Below are 15,180 nucleotides of genomic sequence, written 5' to 3' on the forward strand. Positions count from 1 at the left end.
CCGTTGCGTTGGAAATAAAAGGAATGCCCGCCAGGGCAAGCTGCGCGGCGGGCAAAGTCGGCACTACATCCGCAATGGATTTATTCAGCAGAGTCGTCCACCTGGAAGGAGACCGGGCGGGCCGGCACGACCGTGGAAATAGCGTGCTTGTAGACCATCTGCGTGACGGTATTACGCAGCAGCACGACATACTGATCGAAAGATTCAACCTGGCCCTGCAATTTGATGCCATTGACCAGATAGATCGAGACAGGTACATGGTCCTTGCGCAAGGCGTTGAGAAACGGGTCTTGAAGAATTTGCCCTTTATTGCTCATGAACGAGGCTCCGGTTATTGAAGTTATACGTGGCGTATTTTAATGCGATTCATGCGCAGCAGCACGGTCGTAACCGTGCTGCTGCGTGTTGAATTCATCAGGCGGATAAAACGGCTTTTAGCGTATCACACAAGCGGGTGCACTGTTCCGGCGTGCCCACGGTGATCCGCAGATATTGTTCGGTGCGCGGTGTCTGGAAATGCCGCACCAAGATGCCCTGCTCGCGCAGGTTCCGGGCAATCTCGCTGGCGTCCTGCCGACGATGGCGGGCAAAGACGAAATTCGTCTGCGATGGCAGCACATCAAAGCCCAGGGACTGCAAATCCTGCGCCAGCTGTTCCCTGGCGTCGATGACCGCACGGCGCGTGCGCTCGAACCAGGCATCGTCTTCGATCGAGGCTTGGGCGCCGGCCAGCGCCACGCGATCCATGGGATAGGAATTGAAGCTGTCCTTGACTCGCAGCAGCCCGGCGACCAGATCACTGGACGCCAGCGCATAACCGACCCGCAGACCGGCCAGGGAGCGGGACTTGGACAGGGTATGTACGACCAGCAGATTGGGAAATTCCCCCAACAAGGCGGCAGCGGATTGCGCTCCGAAATCCACATAGGCCTCGTCTACCACCACTGCGCTGTCCGGATGCGCACGGGCGATGGCGGCAATCGCGTCCAGCCCCAGGGCGCGACCAGTCGGCGCATTCGGGTTGGCAAAGATGATGCCGGCGGGTTCCTGGTCGACGGCCTGCGTATAGTCCGACACACGCAGGCTGAAATCATCGGCCAGCGGAATCAGACGATGCGGGACATCGTAGAAACGGCAATAGGTGCGGTAAAAGCTGTAGGTGACATCCGGCATCCACAGCAGGCGCCCAGCGCGCAGAAACAGAGCCTTGAACACATGCGCCAGGATTTCGTCTGAACCATTGCCCAAGAACACCTGATCAGCCTGCAGGTGATAGCGCCGCGCAATCGCCTGGCGCAGGCCCAGGGCCTGATAGTCGGGATACAGACGCAGATCATCCGTCAGCGCCGCCCGCATGGCCTCGATCGCCTTGGGCGAAGGGCCATAGGGATTTTCGTTGGTGTTCAGCTTGAGCAGGTTCGGAATCTGCGCCTGTTCGCCCGGCACATACGGAATCAGGCCAGCGACTTCATCGCTCCAGAGCGTGCTCACGAATTGTTATCCTTCAGATAGGGGTTATGCGAGGATTTGAATTCGATGCTCAAGGGAGTGCCAGCCAGTTTGAATGCCTCGCGAAACTGGCCTTCCAGATAGCGCCGGTAGGAATCGGGCACCGCATCCAGGGCATTGCCGTGGATGATGATGCGCGGCGGGTTCTGTCCGCCCTGATGGGCGTAGCGCATCTTGGGCCGAAAAATGCCTTTGCGCGGCGGCGGTTGTTGTTCGATGGCAGCCTGCAAGGTCCGGGTCAATTTGGGGGTGGACAGTTTGGCAAAAGCCGCTGCGTGCGCGGCTTCGACGGCCTTCAGCACCGGCCCCACCCCCTGCCCCTTCAGGGCCGACAGGTGCAACACGCGGGCAAAGGACAGAAACCGCAGCTTGCGGTCATATTCGCGCTGCACCCATTCGCGCTGCTCGCTGTCGATGGCATCCCATTTGTTCAGCCCGACCACCAAGGCGCGACCGGCCTCCGTGGCAAAACCCGCGATGTGCGCATCCTGATCGGAAATCCCGTCTTGCGCGTCGATCAGCAAGAGCACGACGTTGGCGGCCTCGATGGCCTGCAGGGTCTTGATGACGGAAAATTTCTCGACCGTTTCAAATACCTTGCCCCGGCGGCGCAAACCTGCCGTATCGATCAAGGTATAGCGGCGATTGGCGCGTTCGAATTCAATTTCAATGGCATCGCGCGTCGTGCCGGGCATGTCGTACGCAATGACGCGCTCTTCCCCGACCAGCGTATTGATGAGGGTCGATTTCCCGACGTTCGGACGCCCGGCGATCGCCAGTTTGATGCGGTGATCGACCGGTGCGCCGTCTTCATCCGGCGCAGATTCATCGACCGGAGCGTCGAGCGCTTCCTGGCGCGCCTGCGCCAACTGGGCCGCCAGCGCCTCGTCGACCAGGGCGGACACACCGTCTCCGTGCGCGGCAGAGATCGGGTGCGGCTCGCCCAGCCCCAGCTCATGGAACTGCGCCAGATCCGCATGGTGGCGCATGCCTTCGGCCTTGTTCACGGCCAGCAGCACGCGCTGCCCCGATTTGCGCAACAGACGGGCGATCTCGTGATCATGGGCATTGATGCCTTCGCGCCCATCCACCAAAAACAGCACCACGTCGGATTCCGCGATGGCCTGCGCCGTCTGGCGGGCCATTTCCACCAGGATGCCCCGAGTGGCGACCGGCTCGAAGCCGCCGGTATCGACCACGATGAAGGGGAAATCCCCGACCCTGCCTTCGCCGTAGTGGCGATCACGCGTCAGACCCGAAATATTGGCCACCAAGGCTGCGCGGGACCGCGTCAGGCGATTGAACAGGGTCGATTTGCCGACATTGGTGCGCCCGACCAGGGCCACCACCGGCTTGAAATGCAAATCAGTCACTCACACCCACCAGCATCAGATTGCCGCTGCTCGTCTGCACCACGACCCCTTTGGGCGTAGTCAGCAACGCGGACGTAATCGGCCCGCCGCCCACCTGCACCCTGGCCATCAGGCTGCCGTCGGCGCGGGACAGGAAGTGCAGGTAGCCTTGATAGTCACCCACCGCCACCGCGCGCCCGACCAAGGCCGGTGCGCTCAGGCGCCGGTTCAGCAGCGCGGACTGTCGCCATAGTTCATGGCCGTCTCTCAGATCCAGCGCTCGGACCGTATCCCGCATATCCGGCAGATACAGGCGCTGACCATCGGTCGTCATGCCGGAGGCCGAGGCCACATCCTGCCCCCAGACGGCGCGACCGCCCTGCGAGAGATCAAAACAACTGGTGCGCCCCTGATAGCTGACCCCGCACAGCAAGGGCCCCACCAGCAGCGGTTCACCGACCACATCGCTGATGCGTTCCAGATCGGAGGCCCCGCGTGAAGCCGAAATCGAACCTTCCCAACGCACTGCGCCCGAGGCTGCGTCAATGGCCATCAGGCGGCCATTGGGCATACCGGCAATCAGCAGATTAGGTGCCATCACCATGCGGATGCTGGTGCGTAGCGCCAACGCCGGGCCGGGCCGCTGAACGCTCCAGCGCAATTTGCCGGTCGATTCGTCGAACGCCTGTATCCGGTAATCGGTGGTGCGCACAGCGACGATGCCATTGCCCACGGCGGGCGGTACGCTGACGGCGCTGGCCGCCTGGCTCCGCCAGATTTCCTTGCCCTGGGCGTCGTAAGCCACCACCATGCCCTGGCGGGTGACGACCGCTGTCGTGCGACCGTCGCTGCCGGCCCCGGACTGCAGGGCTTCGTCGCCCGCCCGCCAACGCAGGGCGCCAGAGGCCAGATCCACCGCCGCGACAGCCCCGGAAGGCGTGGCGGCATAGATCGTCTCGCCCACCAGCTGGGGCTCGAAGCCATAATCCCCGCCACTGCCGATCGATGTCGACCAGCGGGTCGTCACCGAGAGCGTGGGCGAGTAATCCGTGAGCGGCGCAGGATCGAAGCGGGCATCGTGGGTGGAAAACAGGCCGCAGCCGGACAAACCCGCTACCGCCAGACCCAGGACGGCGGCGCGAAACAGACGAACAGGGGTACGCATGGGGCTTAGGCTCCGTTCAAGGCGTCGATTTTCAGCTGAATGATCTGGGCGGCAGGATCGGCACCCAGGTCCTTGAGCGCCTCGCGCCAGGCCTGGACTGCCTGATCGGCATGTCCCTGGGCCGCCAGCACGTCGCCGCGCCGGTCGGCATACAGTCCGGCAAACCCGTCGGGCGCAGCGCCCTGCACCTGGGCCAGCGCCAGATCATACTGTTTCTGCGTCAACAACACCCCAGCCAGTCGCAGGCGGGCCACCGCCTGGACAGCGGGCGCCGTGCCGTCACGCACCAGCCATTCCAGTTGCTCGCGGGCGCCATCCAGGTCCTTGCGTTCCTGCAACGCCCACGCAGCCACCAGCACGCCGCGCGCCGCATAGCCGGAACTGGCGTAGTCGGTGCGCAAGGCCGTGCTGGCCGCCTTGATGCGGGTGACGGCGTCGTCGCCCTGCTGACCAGCCGCTGTTTCCAGGGCTTCGTAATAGCCCATGGCCTGCCCCGCCTGGTGCGAGGCATACCACTGCCAGCCGCGCCAGCCGGCAAAGGCCGCCACCACCACCAGCACCAGAGCCATGCTGAGCGTGCCATAGCGTTCCCACCAGGCCTTCAGCGCGTCAATTTTTTCCTGTTCTTCGAGATCGTATGCCATGCCTGTAATCAGATCCTTTGCTTGAGGTGATGCGCGAGCTGGTCGAAAGCGACCGATTCCTGCTGCGAGTCTGCTGGGATGTCACCCCGCAGCCATTTCACGGTGGCGGCCCCCGAGGCCAGTTCGTCGCCGCCGATGATCACGGCTGCCGCCGCCCCGCTGGCGTCCGCGCGGCGAAATTGTGATTTAAACCCAGTCGAGCCGGCATGGACAAGTGCCCGGATGCCCTCATCCCTAAGGGATTCGGCCAGGCGGGCAGCCTGCCGCTGGCCATCGTCGCCCTGATGCACGAGATACACCTGGCATTCGGCAGGTGCTGTGGCCTGCGCGTCCTGCTGCCAGAGATCCAGGAGACGTTCCATGCCGATGGCAAACCCGACCGCCGGGGCCGGCTTGCCGCCCAACAACTCAACCAGGCCATCATAACGACCGCCGCCGCACACGGTGCCCTGAGCGCCCAGGCGATCCGTCACCCATTCGAAAACGGTCAGGTTGTAATAATCCAGCCCGCGCACCAAACGCGGGTTCAGGGTATAGGCGATGCCGGCATCATCCAGGCGATCGCACAGCCCCTGATAATGCGCCAGGGATTCGGCGCCCAGGAAATCGAACAGACGCGGAGCCGCGTCAGCCATGTCCTGCATGGCCGGGTTTTTCGTATCCAGCACCCGCAGGGGATTGCTATGCATGCGGCGCCGTGCTTCGTCGTCGAACACGTCCACATGCTGTTCCAGGTGCTTGATCAGTGCGGCGCGATGCGCGGCGCGTTCAGCCGGCTGCCCCAGGGAATTCAATTCCAGACGAATATCGTTCAGCCCCAGCAGACGCCACAGCCGGGCCAGCATGAGGATCAGCTCGGCATCCACATCGGGCCCAGGAAAACCCAAGGCTTCGACGTCGATCTGGTGAAACTGGCGATAACGCCCGCGCTGGGGACGTTCGTGCCGGAATACCGGCCCCATGGCGTAGATACGGCGTGGCCGGTCATATAAAAAATTGTGCTCGATCGCCGAACGCACGATACCCGCCGTGAATTCCGGGCGCATGGTCAGACGCTCGTCGTTCAGGGGATCGACGAAGGAATACATTTCTTTTTCGACGATGTCGGTGACTTCGCCGATGCCCCGGGTGAACAGACGCGTCTGTTCCAGAACCGGCGTGCGCATGTTCTGGTAGCCATAGCCAGCCAGCCAGTCGCGCACCAGGGATTCCAGTTGTTCCCAGCTCGCGGATTCGGGCGGCAGGGTATCTTTCATGCCGGTCAGACCGGCGACTTTCTTGAATTCGGACATGCCTCAACCTGCTTGGCGCGGCACGACGCCCGGACGATGAGTGGGCTGTTCGCCCGTCCCCTGCCCGTAGCGCCGCGCCACGTAGTCTTCCACAATCTGTTTGAATTCTTCTGCGATGGTATCGCCCTTGAGGGTGACGGTGCGCTGCCCATCGACATAGACCGGCGCAGCGGGAATTTCGCCGGTGCCCGGCAGGCTGATGCCGATGTCTGCATGCCGGCTTTCGCCCGGTCCGTTGACCACGCAGCCCATGACGGCGACATGCATGCTTTCCACGCCCGGATATTGATTTTTCCAGACCGGCATCTGCGTGCGCAGATAGGCCTGAATGCTGGCGGCGAGTTCCTGGAACACGGTGCTGCTGGTGCGCCCGCAACCCGGACACGCCACGACCATGGGGGTAAAGGCCCGCAGTCCCATGGTCTGCAAAATTTCCTGGGCCACGATGACTTCGCGGCTGCGATCACCGCCGGGTTCCGGCGTCAGGGAGATGCGGATCGTATCGCCGATGCCCTGTTGCAGCAAAACAGCCAGCGCCGCCGTGGACGCGACGATGCCTTTGGACCCCATGCCGGCTTCGGTCAGCCCCAGATGCAGCGGATAATCGCAGCGGTGCGACAGATCCTGGTAGACGGCGATCAAGTCCTGCACATGGCTGACCTTGCAGGACAGCACGATGGCATTGCCCGGCAGACCCAGTTCCTCGGCGCGTTGCGCATTGCTGATGGCCGAGACCACCAGCGCGTCGCGCATCACGGCATTGGCGGTCCGGGGCGCCGCTTGCGCGGCGTTGTCATCCATCATCCGCGCCAGCAGTTCGTGATCCAGGCTGCCCCAGTTCACGCCGATGCGGATGGGTTTGTCGTAGCGGCAGGCCACTTCGATCATCTGGGCGAAATTGTCGTCGCGGCGCTTGCCGCCGCCCATATTGCCCGGATTGATGCGGTATTTGGACAAGGCCTGGGCGCATTCTGGAAACTGCGTCAGGAGCTTATGGCCGTTGTAATGAAAATCGCCCACCAAAGGGACGGGTACCCCCATGCGATCCAGCGCATTGCGCAGCGCTGCGACTTGCGCGGCGGCTTCGGGCGTATTGACCGTGATTCGCACCAATTCGGAACCCGCCTGCCACAATTCACGCACCTGCAGGGCGGTGGCTTCGGGGTCCGCCGTATCGGTATTGGTCATGGATTGCACCACGACCGGCGCATCACCCCCGACCTGCACCACATGATCGCCCCAGCGCACGTCGACCGCGCGCGTAGGACGACGGGCAGCCGCCGAAGGGTCGGTATTCACAGAAGACGTCATGAACGCAATGCCTTCAACCAATCAAAAATCAACCACTGTTCGGGCACCCAGCCCCGATTCACGGCATAAACGCCGATCACACCGAACAACACCAGGATCAGCAACAGCCAGGCCCAGGTACGATGAGCCGGTTCGCCTTTGGGATTCATGTCGGCCTGTTGCAGGGCGCGGCGCGCGCCCAGGGCCGTCACGGTGGGTTGCGGGCGAGTGGAACCCACAGCCTGATCGAGCAGGCGCAAGACAGCATCCACATCGGCTTCCAGGAAACGGGCGTAATTGCGCACCAGACCGCGCAAGGGAACCCCATCGGGCAAGCGCGCCCAGTCGGCGGCCTCCAGGTAGCCCAGCTGCACGGCGGAATATTTGATCCGCGTCGAAACCTCGGCCAGCGTCAGCCCGCGCGTCTCGCGCAATTGCTTCAGCGTTTCCCCGACGGACAAGACTTCCGTACTAGGTGCTTCCTGCCGCATCAGATTGTCCCTCAGGGATTCACTCATCCATGCTCCTTTTTGCGTATGACGATTCGGGCGCGATCCGGCAAACGTTCATCAATGCGGGTGCGGTCACGGACTTCGCCGGCCAATTGGCCACAGGCGGCGTCGATATCGTCACCCCGTGTCTTGCGTACCGTCACCACCAAGCCTGCGTCGGTCAGTTGCTGGGCAAACAGACGGATGCGCGCCGTCGGCGACCGCTTCAGGCCGGACTGTGGAAACGGATTGAAAGGAATCAGATTGAATTTGCAGCGCACCTGCCGGGCGATGTCGATCAGTTCGCGCGCTTGTTCATCCGCATCGTTGACTCCGTCGAGCATAATGTACTCGAATGTAATGAAGTCGCGGGGCGCGTGGTCCAGATAGCGATTGCAGGCCGCCAGCAGTTCCGCCAGGGGATATTTGCGGTTCAGCGGCACCAGGCGATCACGCAGCGTGTCATTGGGCGCATGCAGCGATACGGCCAGGGCCACCGGGCAGTCTTGGGCCAGCCGGTCGATCATGGGCACGACGCCCGACGTCGAGACCGTCACGCGACGGCGCGACAGACCGTATGCATGATCGCTGACCATCAGGCGCAAGGCCCCCAGCACCTGATCGTAATTCAGCAAAGGTTCGCCCATGCCCATCATGACCACGTTGCTGACGGCGCGACGGGCTTCGGCGGCGGGGCCGCTCAAACGGGCCGCCTGCGGATCATCACGCAAGGCGCGATTGGCGTACCAGAGCTGGCCGATGATTTCGGCGGTCGTCAGGTTGCGACTGAAGCCCTGGTAGCCGGTCGAGCAGAACGGACACGCCACCGTGCACCCGGCCTGGCTGGAAATACACAAAGTGCCGCGATCGTCCTCGGGAATGTAGACGGTTTCGATGGCGTTGCCGGCGCCCATGTCGAACAGCCATTTGCGAGTGCCGTCAGACGAGCGTTTTTCCAGGTTCAGCGGAGGCGCCTGCACGATGCAGTGCGCATCCAGCTGCGCGCGGAAATCCTTGGCAAGATCGCTCATGTCGGCGAACTGGTCTACGCCGCGCTGGTGCACCCATTGGGATAGCTGCCGCGCGCGAAAGGGCTTGCCGCCCCACTGCGCGACCAGCGACTCCAGAGAGGCCGGATCAAGGCCCAGGACATTGACGGATTCGATGCCAGACATGAACAATCAACCAATAAAAACCGATGCCCCGTCAGCGGGGCGTCCAGAGTCCGGAACCCCGGACTCCGTCAGCCGGCATTAGCGGCTGAAGACGTTGCTTTCGGGAAAGAAAAATGCGATTTCGACTGCTGCGGTTTCCGCCGCGTCGGAACCGTGCACGGCATTGGCGTCAATACTGTCGGCGAAATCGGCGCGAATGGTGCCCGGCGCGGCCTTTTTCGGATCGGTGGCGCCCATCAGGTCGCGGTTCTTGGCGATGGCGGATTCGCCCTCCAGCACCTGGACGAACACCGGACCGGAGACCATGAAGTCCACCAGGTCCTTGAAGAAGGGGCGTTCTTTATGCACGCCGTAGAAGCGCTCGGCTTCGCCGCGCGACAACTGCTGCAAGCGGGCAGCGACAACCTTCAGGCCGGCCTGCTCGAAGCGGGCGACGATCTGGCCGATGACGTTTTTCGCCACGGCGTCGGGCTTGATGATGGAAAGAGTGCGTTCGATAGCCATGAAAAGATTCCGGTAAAGAAACAGGAAAGGAGCTTTCCCGATGCAAAGGTAGAATGAATCCCGCGCAACGCGCAGCCTGCTGAAAAAGCAGGTACTGCGGGTGCGAGCGGTCAACCGCGCATTTTACCATGCGCGACTTGGCTCACATCCGCCTACAATGATCGTTTTTTCGCTGTCTGAACCTAGCCTGATCCCATGAGCGACTCCCATTCCCTTCCCAAAAGCTTCGAACCCCAGGACATCGAGTCACGCTGGTATGACGAATGGAACCGCCGCGGACTGTTCAACGGGGGACAGCACGTCCAACCGCTCGCCGGACACACGACCGGCCCCTTCGCCATCCAGTTCCCGCCACCCAACGTCACCGGCACCCTGCACATGGGCCATGCCTTCAACCAGACGGTCATGGATGGCCTGATCCGTTACCACCGGATGAGCGGCGACGACACGGTCTTCATTCCCGGCACCGACCACGCCGGCATCGCCACGCAAATCGTGGTCGAACGCCAATTGGACGCCGAAGGCGTGTCCCGCCACGATCTGGGCCGCGAAAAATTCCTGGAACGCGTCTGGACCTGGAAGGAAAAATCCGGCAGCACCATCACCGGGCAGTTCCGCCGCCTGGGTTCGTCGTGCGACTGGTCGCGCGAATACTTCACCATGGACGACCGCCTATCGCGCGGGGTCGTCGAGGTCTTCGTGCGCCTCTACGAACAAGGCCTGATCTACCGGGGCAAACGCCTGGTGAACTGGGACCCGGTGCTGGGAACGGCCGTGTCGGATCTGGAAGTCGTCAGCGCCGAAGAAGACGGCCATATGTGGGAAATCCGCTACCCGCTGACGACCCCGTCAGGGGATCTGACTCATCTGACCGTCGCCACTACCCGCCCCGAAACCATGCTGGGCGACGTGGCGGTCATGGTGCACCCCGACGACGAACGCTACGCCCACCTGATCGGCCAGAGCGTCACCCTGCCCCTGGTCGGGCGCGAGATCCCCGTGATCGCCGACGCCTACGTGGACCGCGAATTCGGCACCGGCGTGGTCAAGGTCACACCCGCGCACGATTTCAACGACTATGCCGTGGGCCAACGTCACGATCTGCCCATGATCAGCATCCTGACGCTGGATGCCAAGATCAGCGACGAGGCCCCCGCCGTCTACCGCGGCCTGGACCGCTACGAGGCCCGCAAGCGCATCGTCGCCGACCTGGAATCGCAAGGCCTGCTGCAACAGGTGCGCGCGCATAAACTGATGGTGCCGCGCGGCGACCGCACCAACAGCGTCATCGAACCCATGCTGACGGATCAGTGGTTCGTCGCCATGAGCAAGCCCGCCCCCGCCGACAGCCTGCACCCCGGCCAGAGCATCACTCAGGTCGCCCTGGACGTCGTGGCCGATGGCCGTGTGCGCTTCGTCCCCGAAAACTGGACCACCACCTACAACCAGTGGCTGGAAAAAATCCAGGACTGGTGCATTTCCCGGCAGCTGTGGTGGGGCCATCAGATCCCGGCCTGGCACGCGCAAGACGGTCGGATCTTCGTGGCGCGCTCGGCGGAAGACGCCGAACGCCAGGCGCGTGCCGCGGGCGTCACCGGGCCGCTGAGCCGCGACCCCGACGTGCTGGACACCTGGTTTTCGTCGGCGCTGGTGCCCTTCACCGACCTGGGCTGGCCGGAACAGACGCCCGACCTGGCCCGCTACCTGCCCTCCAGCGTGCTGGTGACGGGTTTCGACATCATTTTCTTCTGGGTCGCGCGCATGATCATGATGAGCATGCACCACACCGGCCAAGTGCCTTTCCATACCGTGTACGTGCATGGTCTAGTCTGCGACATGGAAGGCAAGAAAATGTCCAAATCCAAGGGCAACACCATCGACCCGGTCGACCTGATCGATGGCATTGCTCTGGACCCCTTGATCGCCAAGCGCACCGCCGGCCTGATGAACCCGAAGCAGGCCGACGCGATCCGCAAACGCACCCGCAAAGACTACCCTGACGGCATCCCCGCCTACGGCGCCGACGCCCTGCGCTTCACCATGGCCGCCTACGCCACCCTGGGGCGCAATATCAACTTCGACCTGAAGCGCTGCGAGGGCTACCGCAACTTCTGCAACAAGCTCTGGAACGCCACCCGCTTCGTGCTGATGAACGTGGAAGGCCACACCCTGGGCCAGCATCAGGCGGGCGATCTGTCCTTTGCCGACCGCTGGATCATCGACGGCCTGCAGCAGCTGATTCGCGACGTCCACGCCGGATTCGAGCAATACCGCTTCGACCAGGTGGCGGACCGCCTGTACCACTTCATCTGGGACGAATACTGCGACTGGTATCTGGAACTGGCCAAGGTCCGTCTGCAAACCGGCGACGCCGTGCAGCAGGCCGCGACGCGCCGCACCCTGATCCATGTACTGGAAACGCTGCTACGCCTGACCCACCCGATCATGCCTTTCATCACGGAAGAGCTCTGGCAAAAGGTCTCGGTAGCGGCTGGCGTGCGCGGCCACGACGACGTCGCCAGCATCAGCACCCAGGCTTATCCGCAGGCCCGCGACGCGCTGCTCGATGCCGACGCCGCCAGCCGCATGACGACCTTCAAATCCCTGACCGATGCGATTCGCGCCCTGCGCGGGGAAATGAATCTGGCGCCTGCCCAACGCGTCCCCCTGCTGGTCCAAGGGGCCGACACAGGTCTGGAAGAACTCAGCCCCTACCTGATGGCGCTGGCCAGGCTGGACAGCGTCCAGGCCGTGGACACCCTGCCCGACCTGGGCGCTCCCGTGCAGGTCGTGGGCACGACCCAGCTGATGCTGCACGTAGAAATCGACGTAGCTGCTGAACGCGCCCGCCTGGACAAGGAAATCGACCGCCTGGAAAAGGAAATCACCAAGGCGCACGGAAAACTGTCCAACGCCAGCTTCGTCGAGCGGGCTCCGGCTGCCGTCGTGGAACAGGAAAAGGCGCGGATGGTGCAATTCGGCGAAACCCTGGAACGCGTCAGGATCCAGCGCGCCCGACTGCAGGACTGATGCCCCCGATGCCCTCATTGCATTCCGCTACTTTTCAGCCCATCATCGAATCCCTGCTGGATACCGATCTGTATAAATTCACGATGTGGCAGGCCATGCTGCATCGCCACCCGGCGGCTCAGGCGGAATATCGCTTCATCTGCCGCCGCCCGCCAGAATATCCGCTGGCCGATCTGGCGCCGGCCATCGAAGCCCAGATAGATCATCTGTGCAGCCTGCGTTTCAGCCAGGCCGAACTCGACTATCTGGGCCGGCTGCGCTATATCAAATCCGATTTCGTCGATTTTCTATCGCTGTTTCATTTCCAACGCCGATTCATTCAAGTCAGCACAGAAGGCGATACCCTGAATATCGTCGCCCGCGGCCCTCAGGTGCACGTGACGGGATTTGAAATCTTCGTGCTGGCCATCGTCAATGAACTGTATTTCCGACGCTTCCAGACGCCGGAAGTGCTGGCCGAAGGCCGGCGCCGGCTGCAGGAAAAGATCACGCTGCTACAGGATTTTTCTCGGGAACCCGCCCGCCGCTTTCCGTTCCAGATTTCCGATTTTGGCCTGAGACGGCGATTTTCCCGCGCCTGGCAGATCGAGGTCGTGGAGCACTTGCGAGACGCCGTCCCGCATATCCTGACGGGCACCTCGAACGTGGCGCTGGCGAAATCGCACGGGCTGGTGCCTGTCGGCACCATGGCCCACGAATACCTGCAGTCCTACCAGGCCTTCGGCAAAGTCCGCCTGCGTGATTTTCAGCGCAGCGCCCTGGAAGACTGGGTGCAGGAATACCGGGGCGACCTGGGTATCGCCCTGACCGATGTGGTCGGCATGGATGCGTTTCTGGCCGATTTCGACCTGTATTTCGCCAAACTGTTCGATGGCCTGCGCCATGATTCGGGCGACCCCATCGCCTGGGGGGAAAAAGCGCTGGCGCACTATCGTTCACTGCGCATCGATCCGGCCAGCAAACGTTTCGTCTTTTCGGACGGCCTGGATCTGCCCCGAGCGCTGGACATCTACCGGCACTTTGCCGATCAAGTCCAGCTGGGGTTCGGGATCGGCACGAATCTGACGAACGATATGGGCCCCGCCCCCTTAAGCATCGTCATGAAGCTGTTCGAATGCAATGGCATGCCCACGGCAAAACTGCCGGACAGCCCCGGCAAGGAACACTGCACAGACGCCACGTTCCTGGCCTATCTGCGACAAGTGTTCGGGCGGACGGGCGCTTAAAGCCGCGCCCTGCCGCCGCCGTCCCGGCATCAGGATGCCGTGCCGCCGACCGTGAGGCCATCCATCCGCAGGGTCGGCATCCCGACCCCGACCGGCACGCTCTGGCCTTCTTTGCCGCAGGTGCCCACCCCGGAATCCAGAGCCATGTCATGGCCGATCATGCTGATGCGGCGCATGGCGTCGGGGCCGCTGCCGATCAGCGTGGCGCCCTTGACCGGATACGTGATCTTGCCCTTTTCGATCAGATAGGCCTCGGACGCGGAAAACACGAATTTCCCGCTGGTGATGTCCACCTGCCCGCCGCCAAAGTTCACCGCATACAGGCCGCGATCAACGGATGCGATGATTTCCTGCGGATCGGCCTTGCCCGCCAGCATATAGGTATTGGTCATACGCGGCATGGGCAGGTGCGCATAGGATTCGCGCCGACCGTTGCCGGTAGGCGCCTGCTTCATCAGCCGGGCATTCAAAGAATCCTGCATATACCCGCGCAGAATACCGTCTTCGATCAGGACATTACGCTGGGTGGGATGACCTTCGTCATCGACATTCAGGGAACCGCGCCGATCCGCCAAGGTGCCATCGTCCACCACCGTGACCCCGCGCGATGCAACCCGCTCGCCGATACGCCCGGAAAAGACGCTGGATCCCTTGCGGTTGAAGTCGCCCTCCAGGCCGTGTCCGACCGCCTCGTGCAGCAGAATGCCGGGCCAGCCAGACCCCAGGACGACCGTCATCTGCCCTGCCGGCGCCGGACGGGCCTGCAGATTGACCCTGGCTTCGTGCACCGCGCGATCCACATAGCCGCGCAGCACCTCGTCGGTAAAGTAGGCCAGGCCGGTGCGTCCGCCACCGCCGCCATGCCCCATTTCCCGGCGACCCTTGCGTTCGGCAATCACGGTCAGGGATAGCCGCACCAAGGGGCGCACATCCGCCACCAAGCGGCCATCGCTGCCGGCCACCAGGATGACATCGTATTCGGCGGCCAGGCCGGCCATGACTTGAATGATTTCCGGATCCGCCGCGCGCGCCATGGCCTCGACGCGTTCCAGCAGGGCGACCTTGTCTGGCGCGGACAAAGAATCCACCGGATTGACCGCCGGATACAGGTGATGCGGGGTGTCCAGCCCGCCATCCACCCGGCGGCGCCCCGCCCCCTGGCGAGCGATGGTGCGTACCGCCTGGGCCGAGGACAACAACGCCGCCGGAGACAAGGTATCGGAATACGCGAACGCGGTTTTTTCCCCACTGACCGCACGCACCCCGACACCCTGGTCGATTGAAAAACTGCCGGTCTTGACGATGCCTTCTTCCAGGCTCCATCCTTCGGAGCAACTGTATTGGAAATACAGGTCCGCATAATCTACCCGGTGGGTATGAATTTCGGACAGCGCGCGAGCCAGATGGGATTCATCCAGCCCCCAAGGGTCAAGCAAGAGGGAACGCGCGGTATTCAGGGCATCCAGGCCCGGTTCAATGACTTTCATCTGACACAATCCATA

13 protein-coding genes are annotated in these 15,180 nt (G+C 62.9%); 2 read left to right on the forward strand and 11 right to left on the reverse strand.

Features of this window, described 5'->3' with window-relative positions:
- Positions 1–80: 80 nt before the first annotated feature.
- The 10 genes from hfq to ndk all read right to left on the reverse strand — a co-directional run bounded on the left by hfq (position 81) and on the right by ndk (position 9,422).
- On the reverse strand, positions 81–317 hold the full coding sequence (gene hfq, locus WBF69_RS05960; protein ID WP_043681925.1) for an RNA chaperone Hfq: 237 nt from the start codon (positions 315–317) through the stop codon (positions 81–83).
- Between the two features lie 97 nt (positions 318–414).
- On the reverse strand, positions 415–1,491 hold the full coding sequence (gene hisC, locus WBF69_RS05965) for a histidinol-phosphate transaminase (RefSeq protein WP_424262208.1): 1,077 nt from the start codon (positions 1,489–1,491) through the stop codon (positions 415–417).
- The gene (gene der, locus WBF69_RS05970) at positions 1,488–2,873 is read right to left on the reverse strand and encodes a ribosome biogenesis GTPase Der (RefSeq protein WP_424262262.1); all 1,386 of its coding nucleotides are present in this window, start codon (positions 2,871–2,873) and stop codon (positions 1,488–1,490) included. Before der ends, hisC begins: the two co-directional genes overlap by 4 nt.
- A 1-nt stretch (position 2,874) precedes the next feature.
- Complete coding sequence (gene bamB / locus WBF69_RS05975) at positions 2,875–4,026, reverse strand: outer membrane protein assembly factor BamB (protein ID WP_424262210.1); 1,152 nt, start codon at positions 4,024–4,026, stop codon at positions 2,875–2,877.
- Between the two features lie 5 nt (positions 4,027–4,031).
- Positions 4,032–4,670 carry a YfgM family protein gene (locus tag WBF69_RS05980; protein WP_424262212.1) on the reverse strand — a complete coding sequence of 213 codons (639 nt, stop codon included), beginning with the start codon at positions 4,668–4,670 and terminating at the stop codon, positions 4,032–4,034.
- Between the two features lie 8 nt (positions 4,671–4,678).
- Entirely contained in the window at positions 4,679–5,962 is a 1,284-nt protein-coding gene (hisS, locus tag WBF69_RS05985) for a histidine--tRNA ligase (protein ID WP_424262214.1), read from the reverse strand.
- A 3-nt stretch (positions 5,963–5,965) separates the two neighbouring features.
- Complete coding sequence (ispG, locus tag WBF69_RS05990; protein ID WP_424262216.1) at positions 5,966–7,273, reverse strand: flavodoxin-dependent (E)-4-hydroxy-3-methylbut-2-enyl-diphosphate synthase; 1,308 nt, start codon at positions 7,271–7,273, stop codon at positions 5,966–5,968.
- Complete coding sequence (locus WBF69_RS05995; protein ID WP_424262218.1) at positions 7,270–7,770, reverse strand: helix-turn-helix domain-containing protein; 501 nt, start codon at positions 7,768–7,770, stop codon at positions 7,270–7,272. The genes ispG and WBF69_RS05995 overlap by 4 nt, the downstream gene beginning before the upstream one ends.
- Positions 7,767–8,918, reverse strand: a complete 1,152-nt coding sequence (rlmN, locus tag WBF69_RS06000) for a 23S rRNA (adenine(2503)-C(2))-methyltransferase RlmN (protein ID WP_424262220.1) — start codon at positions 8,916–8,918, stop codon at positions 7,767–7,769. Before rlmN ends, WBF69_RS05995 begins: the two co-directional genes overlap by 4 nt.
- A 78-nt stretch (positions 8,919–8,996) precedes the next feature.
- Complete coding sequence (ndk, locus tag WBF69_RS06005) at positions 8,997–9,422, reverse strand: nucleoside-diphosphate kinase (protein WP_424262222.1); 426 nt, start codon at positions 9,420–9,422, stop codon at positions 8,997–8,999.
- Between the two features lie 195 nt (positions 9,423–9,617).
- On the opposite strand from ndk, the gene WBF69_RS06010 reads away from it, so the two are divergent.
- Both WBF69_RS06010 and pncB read left to right on the forward strand, forming a co-directional pair.
- Complete coding sequence (locus WBF69_RS06010) at positions 9,618–12,452, forward strand: valine--tRNA ligase (protein WP_424262224.1); 2,835 nt, start codon at positions 9,618–9,620, stop codon at positions 12,450–12,452.
- Between the two features lie 8 nt (positions 12,453–12,460).
- Positions 12,461–13,678, forward strand: a complete 1,218-nt coding sequence (pncB, locus tag WBF69_RS06015; RefSeq protein WP_424262226.1) for a nicotinate phosphoribosyltransferase — start codon at positions 12,461–12,463, stop codon at positions 13,676–13,678.
- A gap of 29 nt (positions 13,679–13,707) precedes the next feature.
- Here the strand turns inward: pncB and tldD are convergent, their stop codons facing one another.
- Complete coding sequence (gene tldD, locus WBF69_RS06020; RefSeq protein WP_424262228.1) at positions 13,708–15,165, reverse strand: metalloprotease TldD; 1,458 nt, start codon at positions 15,163–15,165, stop codon at positions 13,708–13,710.
- Positions 15,166–15,180 lie beyond the last annotated feature (15 nt).

Origin of the sequence: Castellaniella sp. (assembly GCF_049673105.1) — a bacterium.
Classification (GTDB): Bacteria; Pseudomonadota; Gammaproteobacteria; order Burkholderiales; family Burkholderiaceae_B; genus Castellaniella.

Coding starts and splice junctions, on each gene's coding strand:
- WBF69_RS05995 (WP_424262218.1), bottom strand. CDS start 7,770: ATGAGTGAATCCCTGAGGGACAATCTGATGCGGCAGGAAGCACCTAGT.
- ispG (WP_424262216.1), bottom strand. CDS start 7,273: ATGACGTCTTCTGTGAATACCGACCCTTCGGCGGCTGCCCGTCGTCCT.
- hfq (WP_043681925.1), bottom strand. CDS start 317: ATGAGCAATAAAGGGCAAATTCTTCAAGACCCGTTTCTCAACGCCTTG.
- ndk (WP_424262222.1), bottom strand. CDS start 9,422: ATGGCTATCGAACGCACTCTTTCCATCATCAAGCCCGACGCCGTGGCG.
- bamB (WP_424262210.1), bottom strand. CDS start 4,026: ATGCGTACCCCTGTTCGTCTGTTTCGCGCCGCCGTCCTGGGTCTGGCG.
- hisS (WP_424262214.1), bottom strand. CDS start 5,962: ATGTCCGAATTCAAGAAAGTCGCCGGTCTGACCGGCATGAAAGATACC.
- WBF69_RS06010 (WP_424262224.1), top strand. CDS start 9,618: ATGAGCGACTCCCATTCCCTTCCCAAAAGCTTCGAACCCCAGGACATC.
- WBF69_RS05980 (WP_424262212.1), bottom strand. CDS start 4,670: ATGGCATACGATCTCGAAGAACAGGAAAAAATTGACGCGCTGAAGGCC.
- tldD (WP_424262228.1), bottom strand. CDS start 15,165: ATGAAAGTCATTGAACCGGGCCTGGATGCCCTGAATACCGCGCGTTCC.
- pncB (WP_424262226.1), top strand. CDS start 12,461: ATGCCCTCATTGCATTCCGCTACTTTTCAGCCCATCATCGAATCCCTG.
- rlmN (WP_424262220.1), bottom strand. CDS start 8,918: ATGTCTGGCATCGAATCCGTCAATGTCCTGGGCCTTGATCCGGCCTCT.